We start from the raw sequence: 12,696 nt of genomic DNA on the forward strand, positions 1-12,696 counted from the left end.
TAAAGACACAACGCGGCGCTTTTGAAAAAGTGGCTTTGAAACTATATACTAACCCAACTAGTAAGCTCGTAACAGGTCCGTTGACATCACTACTGCCAGTGAAGCGCGCAGTGCATATGGTTATTCTTGTTCAGAACCGCTCAATCTCCTCTTTGGCGGTTTCGAATTTTTGATTATGAATGGGCTTATATCATTATTGAAGGTGTGTTTCGAATGCGCTTCTGCCTGATCGCTGCCCTTGCATTGTCGCCGAGTATTGCTTTGGCTGAAGCCGATCAGGATCATATCTCGTATATATGCGATCATGAAAATGCGATTGAGATTATTACTTCGCAAGACAAGCCCGAACAGATCATTCTAAATGCTTTTGGACGTGAACGTTCGCTTGAGAAAACAACGGATGCTCCTCATAAGACTTTCGTAGGTGAGGGGTACGAGATATCGTTCACCACTATGGAAAAAATATTTGTTACATCTCAGGGTGCAACGCTGACCTGCAACGTAGATGCTATCGAGTAATATTACTTCGCTAGGTCTCGACCACTCATCACTTGAAGTCTGCCTATTAATTGCGGCTTCGCAGGCTTACTTAAGACATAATGTCGCGGCTCATTATATTCTCCCTAACGATTGGCGGAGAACTCATGAAAAGCGCTTCTACAGCATCGGCATTAGCGGCATTTGCATCGCTCCTGTTTGCCACGGCATCCTTTGCCGAGCCAACCTCCCAGCAGGTATCAACCCAACCCAAACGCATTGAAGTGGCCTTCGTACTCGATACCACAGGGTCAATGGTAGATTTGCTTGAGGGAGCGAAGCGCAAAATCTGGTCGATTGCGAATACAATCGTCGATGTGCAGCCTGATGCAGATATAAGAATGGCACTTATCGGATATCGTGATCGTGGTGACGATTATGTGGTCAAATCCTTTGACATGAGCAAAGATTTGCAGTCACTTTACGCAAATCTGAGGCGCTTTGAGGCTGATGGCGGCGGTGATGATCCTGAATCCGTCAATGAGGCGCTTGATAATGCGATTGGGCGACTGACATGGAGCGAAGGCTCCGCAACCCAGAGAATTGTGTTCCTGGTCGGCGATGCCCCACCTCACATGGATTATAAGGGTGAGCGCAAATATCCTGAGATTTTGGCCGAAGCAAAAAGCCGAAATATTCGCGTGAATGCCGTCCAAGCGGGTAACTCTGAAGAAACCCGCAACTTCTGGAAGGATATCGCGGAGCGTGGATCAGGTCGCTATATCCAGATTGCGCAGGATGGTGGACGTATTGATGAAGTCAAAACACCCTATGATCAGGAGATCATTACGGTTCAGCAGAACATCGATAACACAATCATGCCATACGGTAATGCCGCGATCAGGCAAGAGCTCAACAGCAAACTAGCCGCGAAAGCCGCAGCACCGATGGAGGCGCAGGTCGAGAACTCCAAGTTCTATTCCAAGCGATCATCAATGAAGGAGGTTGTTACGGGTGGCGGCGATCTTCTTGACGATATCCGCAACAAGAACCTGAAATGGGACGAAGTCAAAGAAAGCGAGCTGCCAGCCTCGTTGAAGGACAAATCCCATGCGGAGCAGAAGAAGATTATCGATGAAACCCTGAATGTGAGAACCGAGCTTGAGCGCCAGATGACGGATCTTGTCCAGAAGCGGGATGAGTATGTTGAAAGTGAAATGCAGAAGAACGCGAAAAATGGTGATGTTTCTTTTGATAAGGTCGTCGCCGATATGTTGAAGCAGCAGCTTGCTCAGCAATAGTCGGCAATCCCGCTATCCAGCTTCGATAACAGTGAAGTCGAGTGGCGAAAATTGAGCCGCTCGATAAGGCTTGAACGCTTGTTCGAGCTAAGAAGGTTCAATCTGAACCTGAAATTATGAAAATATTTCAATTAGATACTGGTGCATGCGGCTGTTTAAGGCTGAATGCTTTCATCCTGAATTCACTCTTGGATGAAATTTATTTGCAATGGCTCCATTTTAGCTTCGTAGCCCGCAGCAATGATGCAGGCTGAGAGCACGGAAAGGTGAAGCCAATGTCTGTAGTTGAATTCAAAAATTCCTCGCGTAATGAGTTTGCAGACATAACGGAATTGGCATTCGAGTATGAGGAAAAGCTGCCCCAACGCATTCTGGTACCGATATGGCTGACCATGGTCACTGGATGCCTGACATTCTGGATCGCGGCGTTAAGCTTCATGATTTCCGGCGTCTAAAGGAATACGCTGTTGACTGCTCTGAAAGTTGAACAGTTTAAAACGCTACCCTGGTAGCGAAGCAGGCAAGGCCTCGGATACCCTCGTATGGTTGAGGTCAGGCGCTCCCGATCGGCATTGGCAACGCCCCCGCAACAGCCGTCGGTCGGGAGACAGTTAAACCGTCGATTTGTTCGACCCTACTCTCGTGATGACAACTCAAACGGATGGAAGTCAAAATGAAAAACTTGATCATATCTGCAATCGCAGCTCTGGTTCTTGGTACTGCCACTGTCTCGGCTGCCGAACTTGAAGAGAAAAACATTTCGCTGGCAACTGCCAATGAAATCGCCAGCGAAGCCGTCAAGATCTGCACGGCCAAGGGCTACAATGTATCGGTTGCTGTTGTTGACCGTGCCGGTTTGCTCCGTTCCCTGATGCGTGCAGACAAAGCTGGCCCGCACACGATTGATGCTGCGCAGGCAAAGGCGTTCACATCCGCATCCGCCCGCACCCCAACCAGCATGATGGCTGAGAATGTGCAGAAAAATCCTGGTGCTGCACAGCTTGTATCTATCCCGGGCTTCCTCGTGCTGGCTGGTGGCGTTCCGATCAAGATTGGTGATGACACCATCGGCGCAATCGGCATTGGTGGCGCACCAGGTGGCAATCTTGACGAAGCTTGCGCGGTTGAAGCGCTGGATTTGTTCAAAGACAAGCTGAAGTAATAAGTCACAAAGTAAAGGCAGCGCGAAGAGCGCTGCCTTTTTGATTCAATGCGTTGCGCTCAAAGGGAGTTGGGGGAGTTGGGTGGGGAGCAAGCCAGATGATCAATATTGTTTCACTGTACCTCTTGTCATCGCTGCTCTGGGCAAGTCCTGTCGAGCCGTTGAATGTGGCGGCCGTGTCGCCCGATCTGCAGAAGCTGGAAGAGATGCTGCTGTTTGGTCTGCCTGCCTCGCGTCAAAGACAATTTATTGAAGCGAGAACCGCATGGCGAAAATATCGGGATGCGGAATGTGGATTCAGACAGGTCAATTTCCCGATGTGGACATCAGTAGAAGAATGCAAACATTTGATGCTTCATCAACGTGCAACTGATATTCGCCTGCAGTTGCGATGGCAGCATGGGTTGCCCGGCAATGTAAGATAGCGCGTCAAAGCAATTGCGGTCTGTTTGTTAGTAATTCTGCTATTTATTGCTTAGTCTGAGATGCCATACTTTGGGAGACAGATGGAACGTCTGACTAAAATCGACCGCCGGACCATGCGAGCCTATTGGTTTGCTGCGACCTTTGTCATCCTGATCGCATCACTTGGCGCAACGACGATCATCTACCGCGACTATACAAACCGTGTTGATAGTGCGGGCCAGCAAGTCATGTCTCTGGCCCAGGCGCTTGCGGAATATACGACGCAGGTTTTCACAAAGCTCGATGCGCTAAGCCGAGCAGTGATGGAAGATCGTGCTGACCGAATTGTCTATGAAGGTCTTCTGTCGGAAGTCATGCGTCGCCGCGCAGCCGCAGAGCCTGCTGCCATGGGAATTGCCATTATAGACAGAAGCGGCAAAGTCTATGCCAGCGGCATGGATGATTATCCGGTCGGGCGCGATCTGAGCCATGCCGTCGATTTCAAGGCGTTGAGCCGACCGAATGCCGCTGATTTCTACATCAGCAAGCCCTATAAATCTGAACTGAGTGTGCCGGGCGACTTTAGCGGATGGGCTATGAGTTATGCGCGTCGCATCAGTGACGGCAATGGCAACTTCGATGGCTATGTCCTGATTGTTGTTGATGAGGCCTATCTCAATGGCTTTTACAGTCAGCTCGACGAACAGCCAGGCATGGTTTTCGGATTGATGGGAACGGATGGCACCATCCGTGCTTCGAGTTCACCCGCTGTCGTCGGACAGAATGTTTCAGCTTACATTCCAGAGCAATTGGCTGCTGGTAAAGGCATCAGAATTAACCCGTCCGTCAAAACAGGGACGGAGCGGATTTTTGCCTATTATCGTTCGTCCGCTGCGCCTCTCGTTGCCTATGTGGGATTGCCAACGCAACCGATCTATAAGGCTTGGCTGACCGCATCCTCGTTGATTGTCGCCGCACTTTTGGCTTTGTTTGCAGCACTTGGCGTTCTTGGCGTGATCCTCGGCAAATATATGCAAAATAGAAGTTCGCTCGTGCATGTCATGATTGAGGCTGCAAACCAACGACGCGAAAAAGAGTTCCTCGAAACAATCGTCAATACGGGCGGTGTTTTGATGGCCGTAACGGATGCTGAGGGGCGCTTGATTGTTGCTAATCAGGCCATGCACGAGTTGTTTCCCGAGATGGAAACCCTGAAATCGGAGGTTGGTGCTATTGCCGGGCCACTCGGCGAACAGCTTTCAGCGGTTGTCGATAATCTCCCATGGCAAGCCGTGAACAATATCACTTTGGCAGACGGGCGAAAACGTGCGCTTTCCTGGTCTGTCTCGCCCATCAAAACCAATGACGGTGAGATAAAGAACCTGGTGGCCGTCGGTCTCGATATTACTGAGCGGCGCGAGGCGGAGCTGTCAATCTATCAGGCAGGCAAGCTTGTGACGCTGGGAGAGGTTGCAACCGGGATCGCGCATGAGATCAATCAGCCTCTCGCAACGCTTGCAATGGCGGTCGACAATCTTCATGCGCGGGTTTCCGGTGGCAATCTCGATCAGGCGATGATTGTCGATGGCCTCGATCTTGCCAGTCGGCAGATTGATCGCGCTGCCAATATCGTCCGGCATATGCGCATTTACGGCCATCGCAGTGATGGCTCATTGCGCCCGGTTGATCCGGCAGAAGCGGTAGATGGCGTGCTTGCCATTGCTGGAACACAGATTGAAAATCAGGGCATTTCAATCCGCAAAGAGTACCGCGCCGGTGATTACAAAATGACTGCGGATCTTGTGCTAATTGAGCAGATTGTTCTTAACCTGTTGCTGAATGCGCGAGATGCTATCGTGGAAAGCCGACCACAGGACGATGGGCGTGAGGTGCGGGGCGAGGACGATTTTATCGCAATCCGCTTTGAACAAGCGAACGATGACATGATTGCCGTCGTTGTCGAGGATTCCGGCCCAGGCATACCGCTAGCTAATCTTGATCGCTTGTTCGAGCCGTTTTTCACGACCAAGTCCGTCGGTAAAGGCACGGGACTGGGACTATCGCTAAGCTATGGCATGGCCCGCGATATGGGCGGTCGGCTGGAAGTCAAAAACGGTACAAAAGGCGCAGAGTTTCGACTGATCCTGCGTGCGGCAAAAGACGAAAAGGAGGGGGCAGAAAATGGATAATTCGCCAGCCAATACAACGGTCCTTCTGATCGACGATGAAGAGGCATTGCTCGATGTTCTGGGAACGGCGCTTACCGACGCGGGCTATAATTGCCTGCGTGCCTCTGCCGCTATGGCAGCGTTGAAATTGCTCGACAGAACACCAGAGATAGACGTGGTGGTCAGTGATATTCGGATGCCGGGGATGGATGGTATCGAGTTGCTCAGGGCAATCCGCGAACGATACACGGATCGAAATTGGTTGCAGGTTATTTTTGTAACCGGCCATGCGACGCTTGATAATTCTGTTGAAGCGCTACGACTGAACGCAGTGGATTTTCTTCACAAACCGGTGCGTCGTGTGCCGTTTCTGGAATCCGTCGAAAAGGCAGCGACCAAAGCCTATGAGCTGCGCGCGAAAGCGGCGCAATGGTCTCAAGGCCACGAACGGCTCTCGCGTTTGATGCAGGAGGCGCAGCAACTGGGCGCGATGCTGGAAACATTGCAGCCAATGACATCAAGCGGCTCGGAGCGGCAAAGTGCTCAAGGTTTATCTCATAATGATGAGCCGAACGCTCTTGCCAACGCCCCATCTAAAGAACGGATGCTTGAGCTTCTGCGCATACGCGATATCAAGACGCGCTATTTTTCTGACAAGTTGTTTGTTGACCCCGCCTGGCACATGCTTCTCGATTTGATGGAAAACCATCTTCAAGACAAGCAGGTTTCTGTCTCCTCTCTCTACATCGTGTCAGGCGTTTCGGCTGCGACCGCGTCGCGGCGGCTAGACGAAATGGAGGGTGTTGGCCTGGTTCGACGCTGGCTCGATCCTGATGATGGACGGCGCCAGTTTGTAGCGCTTTCCGATCATTCGATAGAACTGATGACATCCTATCTCTGTGCGCTTGATCAGCAGATGCAGGGAAAGCCATAGCAAAGCGGCTTTCCTTTTCATTTTGAATCAAAAAAATGTTTGTATTATCAATTAGATAAGCGATCCTTTTGCGGGTTTCGCCCTGTTCCCTTTCATTCTGAAATCATCTCGACGTGAAGTTTGTGCTTTTCGCAGCCATTTACGCTGTGACCGGCGAATTCAAGGCTAAGGAATTCAAAGCTTCCGTCGCGCGCAAGGTGACGGATAGCGACTGGAAGGACCGAGTACCCGCCGGTTCTCGGTTCTTCCAGTTCGAAGTTTCAAAGCAGCATAGTTCAGCGCATCGACCCGACGGCTTGGGATGGAGAAGTGCGCGCCAAACTTACCCGAAGAGACGCCCCTTCGAAAGGAACAGCATCATGTCAGCCAATAATGGCCTCGCACAGCGCAATACCGTTCGCAGCTCGATAAAACGACTTTGGCTATCGACAGCGGTCTTATCACTGCTTAGTTCGCCGAGTTTCGCGCAGCAGGTAATCGCGAATGGAACTGTGGTTGACGTTCCAAGCGATACAACCATCGATACCGGCCTGATCAATGGGGATGCGGGGATTGGTTTATACGCCATCTGGAATGGCGAAATCAAAACGCATGGTCCGGTTACTGTCGTAACGGGCGGTGAGGCAGCAGTGGGCGCGCAGGCGTATTTCGGTGGTGTGATAAACCTGCAGGCAGGCTCTTCTATCGCTACCGCCGGCAACTATGCAGCAGGCATTGTTGCAGCACTTCGGGATTCATCTGTAACGGCGGTTGATACTTCCATTCATACCAAGGGTGATTATGCACAGGGTGTCTATGTCCAGGAAGGGAAGGCCGATCTCACCAATGTCAGCATTGTTACTGAGGGTACCGCTTCCGTTGGAGTGAGTGCGGAAACCTCATCAACCGTGACCATGACTGGCGGAACGGTCACAACACATGGTGACACGTCAAGCGGAATATTGGTAAGCAATGCCGGAGCTATTCTGAACGCAGATGGAGTGGTTGTTTCAACGAATGGTGATAGGTCGCACGGGGTAGTTGCGTCTCAGGGCGCCATCCTCACCCTCACAAACAGCTCGGTTTCAACCAGTCGCGACAATTCGATGGGCGTGATTGCAAGTAACGAGAATGCTTTTGCAAATTTGATTGATACCGAAGTCACAACGACTGGTGATGGGTCGCATGGCATTGATATTTATTCCGGTGGCACAGTCAACGCCACCAATGTGGATGTAACAACAGCGGGCGATTGGGCCTATGGGCTATCCGCAGATGGGGATAAGGCTCAAGGCAATATCTATGGCGGCAGCTATTCGACCGGCGGCTTTCGTGCAGATGGTATCAATGCTGCAAACGGTGGCGAGATCAATATCGGTCGAGACTTGCGAACGGGCGAAGCCACGCTCATTCGAACGACGGGCGACGGTGCTGCAGGTGTGCGGTCCTCGGCTGGCAGTGTCGTCAATCTGGATGGTGCAACCATTATCACTGAAGGCAATGGCACAGGTAATTCCTGGGCAGTGGGAGTGATTGTAGCCAATGGCGGCACTGCCAAGCTGAACAACACGAATATTGTGACTTCCGGAGAACGTGGTGCAGGCTTCAATGTTACGGATACTGGCTCTCATCTCGAGATGAGTGGTGGCAGCATCACCACATCCGGCGTCAATGCGGGTGGCGCAGTCGCTTATAATAGTGGAACAGCAAATCTGAACAATGTCGTGATTACCACCGCAAATAGTCGCGGTGTCGTTGCAGGCGATATCGGCGGAATTCTCACCATGAATGGTGGCAGCGTAACAACAAAAGGCGACGATCTTAATGGGTCTGCAGCCTATGCCGTGCGCGGGGGACTGGTTGATCTGACGAATGTTGAGTTGCGCACGGAAGGCGCAGATGCGCGTGGCCTCCATGCATTTGGAGCTGGTTCAACTGTCAGCGCCAAGGGTTCACGCGTCACCACGACGGGAGCAGGCGCACATGGTGCATTTGCGAGTGGCGGTGGTGCAGTCACCGTGGCGAACAGCTCGGTCCAAACGGAGGGCATTGGCGCACATGGTCTGGTTGCCCAGAATGGCAGCACAGTTCAAGTTACAAACACGATCGCGCGTGTTTCGGGTGTAAATGGCGCGGGTATCGCTTTGGCGAGCGATAGCATGGCCGTTGTAGACGGTTCTCTGATTGCGACAGCAAATGGCCCGGCTTTAAAAACGTCCGGCGGAAGTGTGGGCTTCGAACTCAAGAACGGAACGCAGGTTGTCGGCGGCAATGGCACTTTGCTACAGGCGGCGGCTGGCTCAACCACCATGTTGGCGGCAGATGGCAATGTTGTGCTTTCTGGCGATATGGTTGTTGAATCTAATGATGCGGTTATCGATGCTAGTTTATCCAACAGCAGCATCTGGACTGGTGCGGGCAAAGGCGTGACGAGCGTTGCGGTTGATAGCACTTCATATTGGCTGATGTCCGGTTCTTCAGATGTCGGTGCTCTTACCAATGACGGCACAATCGAATTTGATTCAGCCACTCCATATAAGGCGCTCACAGTTGGTAGTCTTACGATGGACAACGGATCGTTCGTGCTGAATACCAAGCTCAACGAAGGTGGAGCTGCAAGCGAAACTGATAAGATTGTTGTGACGGGCGACACAACAGGTCTTGGTGTGGTCAATGTCCGTAACAATGGCGGCATTGGAGCCTTCACCGGAACCGGCGCAACGGACGGTATCCAGATTGTTGAAGTTGGTGGTCAAAGCGATGCCGAGTTCAAACTCGGTTCGGCGGCAATCGTCGGCATCTATGATTATCAGCTTCGCAAGGCCGATGGACAGAACTGGTATCTGCAGACCGATGGCAAGGATGTTATTGAGCCGCCAGTCTGCACTCCGGATGTCGATTGCCCGGTTGAGCCTCCCGTCAATCCCGGCCCGGGTACGGGACACGTTGTCGATATCGTTCCGGGATATAACATTGCTCTTGCTGCAGCCCAGAACCATGTTTTGACAACGCTTGATACATTTCACGAACGTCTAGGCGAACTGCGCGCCGAAGATCTGCGAGACGGCTATAATGTCTGGATGCGCGGCATCGGCAAGACAGGATCTTATTCACCGAAAAGCATCACGGGCTATAACGGTCATGGCTTTGACATGACGACAGCCGGTGTTCAGATTGGTGTCGATTATTCGAAGGGGGATGTGTTTATTGCCGGTGACAAGCTCACGGTTGGCATTTTCGGCGAATATGCAAATTCGAGCTTTGATGTGCGTGGCCGCACAGCAGACGGATCGATTTCGTCCAAGGGCCTCGGTGGTTATGTAACCTGGCAACAGGTCGCTCCAAGCGACTATAAGCCTGGCACGGGTGCTTATGTTGATGCCGTTATCAAACATGACTGGATAGACTTTGGTGTCAGTGCAAAATCGGTTTCCGGGTTTGCGCTTCAGAATAGCTACAAGGGACGTGCAACGACGGCATCCATTGAAGCCGGTTATGGTTTTGATCTCGGCAACAATGTCGTACTGCAACCTCAAGCTCAGTTGATCTATTCGAAAATCAAAGCAGATAGCTTTACAGATACTTACGGCATTCATGTTTACGACCAGTCGGCTAAATCTCTTATTGGTCGTGTTGGCGTGCGTCTGGAAAAGACCATCTATTTTGGTGACGAAGAAGAGGTATCCAAGCCTGCGTCAAGCGCGATAAAGGGCAGAAAAGGCTCGGTGACTAAGAAGGTTCCGGCAGTTTTGCCGGACGCACCCCAAAAGAAAAAGTTCGTAAAGTCTGTCACGACTTATGCCGACGCAAACGTCAAGCGCGAGTTCAAGGGCAAAAACGGGCTCGTCGCGTCGGGAGCCAGCATCGGTAACGACATGAGCGGTACAGCCTATGATGTTGGTGTTGGTGTCGTTGCGCGCGTTTCGGAAAATGTGAGCCTCTATGCTCGGGGTGCTGTCGAATTTGGCGGTTCCACGAATGTTGCAGGCAAAGCCTCTGGCGGCCTCAAGATAAGCTGGTGATTGATCTGAAGGCTTAGGCCGATAAATAAAAGGGCGCTCAACCCATGACGGGGAGCGCCCTTTTTTACCCCGGACAGCCTCAAACACCGCATTGATTAGTGCGGCAGGAAGCGTCTTGACGGGAAGTGTTCCTTAATTGGTAATTACTTTCACCACTTACAAGACCTTCGCATCACATCGCGGCCAGTGAATCGAGAAAGACCGTCTCTGTTCCTGTTTTGCCGGATTTGAAGAAGAAGATGATCTGGTCATTGCCTGCACTGCGACAGAAACCGGTTCCAATCCCATTATCAGGGAGGGCGCGTAGTCGCTGCAAGCCAAGGCGCTTGATGACACCACCTGATGTTTCACCACCAACCACGATAAGCTTGTCGACACCGAGTTCGGAAATTGCTGCAGCAAGCTCAGATATAAGCTTTTCACCCTTTTCGCTTGCGCCGCGAACGCCCAGCTCTGTCTGGATTTCTTTGACACGAGTATCACTGACCGCCGTTGAAATGAGGTAAGGCTGTTTGCCGTGATGATCTTTTGCCCATTCCATTGCTTTTGACACCATGGCGTCGATATCGCCATCTTTTGTAAGGTCCAGAGTCAAAACCGGGTGCTGTTTGGCAAAAACCGCAATCTGTCCGTCCGCAATTGGACCAACTGTTCCCACCAGAACCGCGGCAGTGCCGTGGCTTGGTAATGGTGGTGCAATGGTGATGGCTGGCTTGGGCGCAAAGCGATCAATTCCAAGCTGAATGAGAACAGCGTCGGAGCTGACCATTGTTGGCTGTGCCCGTGCCAGTTCGGCGGCTATCCTGACGTCACCGTCATCGCTCGCATCGACAACGCAATAGCATTTGCCTGCATTTGCGAGCTCATCAAGATGTGCTTGTGCTGCGTCTTTGCCTTTAAGCAGTACGGAGTGGGGCAAAAGTCCGATCGGCTCGTTCGTCTGTTTTCCGATGAAACGCACCATGTCGGGATCGCTCATAGGAGTGGCCGGGTCATAGCGCTTGACGGATTCAGAGATGAGGCGGCTTCGATAGAAGAGATAGCCTTGATGAACCGTGGCGTTAAACTTGGGAAAGCCGGGGCAGAATAGAAGACTGCTGGGATTATAGCGTGCGCGCAACAGATCGGCAGCAGGCCCAACATTGCCCTGTTCTGTTGAATCGAAACTGGCACAGACTTTGTAAATGACCTGATCGCAACCGATTGCATCAAATGCATCAGCTGCGCGTGTGATCTGTCGTTTTGCTTCATCAGGCTCAGCAAGACGCGTTCTGCCGGCCCATATGACGACAGCTTCGCCTGCACATTCGCTGATAGCTTCGATATCAGTCACGACAGCGGTTCTAATGCCTGCTGTTTCATAATAAGCAGCGACCATCAACGCGCCTGTCATATCGTCGGCGATGATCCCAAGAGTGCCGTTATTCCCCATTTTTATCCTCGTATCATGCCATGCGTAATTGCGCGCCATAGATAATGAAATTTAATTCCAATTAAGTATCATTTTGATGGACCGCGTCAATTGCCGGGATTATGAAGTTAGGCATCATCACAAACTCTTGGCTGCCAACAACGGGGAACAGACGATGCCAACCGATTATGATCAGAGCCTTACAGCACGTCGCGCCATCGTGGATGCGATGCGTCACATGGAACAGAAGGGCTTCAATCACGGCAGCAGCGGTAATATCAGTATTCGGGAAGGCGAACATATCTGGGTTACGCCGACTGGCGCCACATCGCTTATGAAGCCTGAAGATATGAGTCTCGTTTCTGTGGAAGGCGAGCATCTTGCGGGCAAGGTGCCTTCCAGCGAATGGCGCATCCACACAGAAATTATGCGCAATCATCCTGAAGCAGGCGCGGTCATCCATTCGCATGCGGATAGCTGTGTTGCATTGTCGTGTCTGCGTAAGCCATTGCCCGCTTTCCATTATATGATTGCTTCATTTGGCGGGAACGAAGTTCCCTGTGCTGATTACCGCGTATTTGGTTCTGATGCTTTGGCCTATGAAATCGTGCGCGCTATGGGCAACCATCGCGCCTGTCTGATGGCAAGCCATGGAATGGTGGTGTGGGGCCGGGATATGGCCCACGCAACATTACTGGCAGAGAAACTTGAAACGCTGGCACGCCAGTACATATTGGCTTGTCAGATTGGCGAACCGGTTCTTTTGAGTGAGGCTGAGCTAGATGAAGTTCGCGCGCGTTATGGATATTACGGCAGCAAACCGATGCCGCGCTGATC

Annotated in this window: 10 protein-coding genes; 9 read left to right on the forward strand and 1 reads right to left on the reverse strand. The window is 51.7% G+C overall.

The window, feature by feature from the left end; all coding sequences use genetic code 11:
- Window positions 1-213 precede the first annotated feature (213 nt).
- The 8 genes from CEV34_RS25325 to CEV34_RS25360 all read left to right on the forward strand — a co-directional run bounded on the left by CEV34_RS25325 (window position 214) and on the right by CEV34_RS25360 (window position 10,448).
- Window positions 214-519, forward strand: a complete 306-nt coding sequence (locus CEV34_RS25325; RefSeq protein WP_007878207.1) for a hypothetical protein — start codon at window positions 214-216, stop codon at window positions 517-519.
- Between the two features lie 125 nt (window positions 520-644).
- Window positions 645-1,778 carry a vWA domain-containing protein gene (locus CEV34_RS25330; protein ID WP_007878212.1) on the forward strand — a complete coding sequence of 378 codons (1,134 nt, stop codon included), beginning with the start codon at window positions 645-647 and terminating at the stop codon, window positions 1,776-1,778.
- A 275-nt stretch (window positions 1,779-2,053) separates the two neighbouring features.
- Window positions 2,054-2,233 (forward strand): hypothetical protein, encoded by a 180-nt coding sequence (locus tag CEV34_RS25335; protein WP_039860536.1) that lies wholly within the window; start codon window positions 2,054-2,056, stop codon window positions 2,231-2,233.
- Between the two features lie 218 nt (window positions 2,234-2,451).
- Window positions 2,452-2,940 (forward strand): GlcG/HbpS family heme-binding protein, encoded by a 489-nt coding sequence (locus CEV34_RS25340; protein ID WP_007878214.1) that lies wholly within the window; start codon window positions 2,452-2,454, stop codon window positions 2,938-2,940.
- Between the two features lie 98 nt (window positions 2,941-3,038).
- Window positions 3,039-3,365 carry a lysozyme inhibitor LprI family protein gene (locus CEV34_RS25345; RefSeq protein ID WP_007878215.1) on the forward strand — a complete coding sequence of 109 codons (327 nt, stop codon included), beginning with the start codon at window positions 3,039-3,041 and terminating at the stop codon, window positions 3,363-3,365.
- An 81-nt stretch (window positions 3,366-3,446) separates the two neighbouring features.
- Window positions 3,447-5,534: an ATP-binding protein gene (locus CEV34_RS25350; protein ID WP_007878216.1), complete on the forward strand. Its 2,088-nt coding sequence runs from the start codon at window positions 3,447-3,449 to the stop codon at window positions 5,532-5,534.
- A complete protein-coding gene (locus CEV34_RS25355) occupies window positions 5,527-6,447 on the forward strand; it encodes a response regulator (protein WP_007878217.1) in 921 nt (306 codons plus the stop codon). The genes CEV34_RS25350 and CEV34_RS25355 overlap by 8 nt, the downstream gene beginning before the upstream one ends.
- Window positions 6,448-6,806: 359 nt before the next feature.
- Complete coding sequence (locus CEV34_RS25360; RefSeq protein WP_143853515.1) at window positions 6,807-10,448, forward strand: autotransporter outer membrane beta-barrel domain-containing protein; 3,642 nt, start codon at window positions 6,807-6,809, stop codon at window positions 10,446-10,448.
- A 172-nt stretch (window positions 10,449-10,620) separates the two neighbouring features.
- On the opposite strand, the gene CEV34_RS25365 is transcribed toward CEV34_RS25360, so the two are convergent.
- Window positions 10,621-11,841: a four-carbon acid sugar kinase family protein gene (locus CEV34_RS25365; protein ID WP_374891527.1), complete on the reverse strand. Its 1,221-nt coding sequence runs from the start codon at window positions 11,839-11,841 to the stop codon at window positions 10,621-10,623.
- Window positions 11,842-12,034: 193 nt separating this feature from the next.
- On the opposite strand from CEV34_RS25365, the gene CEV34_RS25370 reads away from it, so the two are divergent.
- Complete coding sequence (locus CEV34_RS25370; RefSeq protein ID WP_007878222.1) at window positions 12,035-12,694, forward strand: class II aldolase/adducin family protein; 660 nt, start codon at window positions 12,035-12,037, stop codon at window positions 12,692-12,694.
- The last annotated feature ends 2 nt before the right edge of the window (window positions 12,695-12,696 follow it).

This window comes from Brucella pseudogrignonensis (genome assembly GCF_002252525.1).
Classification (GTDB): domain Bacteria; phylum Pseudomonadota; class Alphaproteobacteria; order Rhizobiales; family Rhizobiaceae; genus Brucella; species Brucella pseudogrignonensis.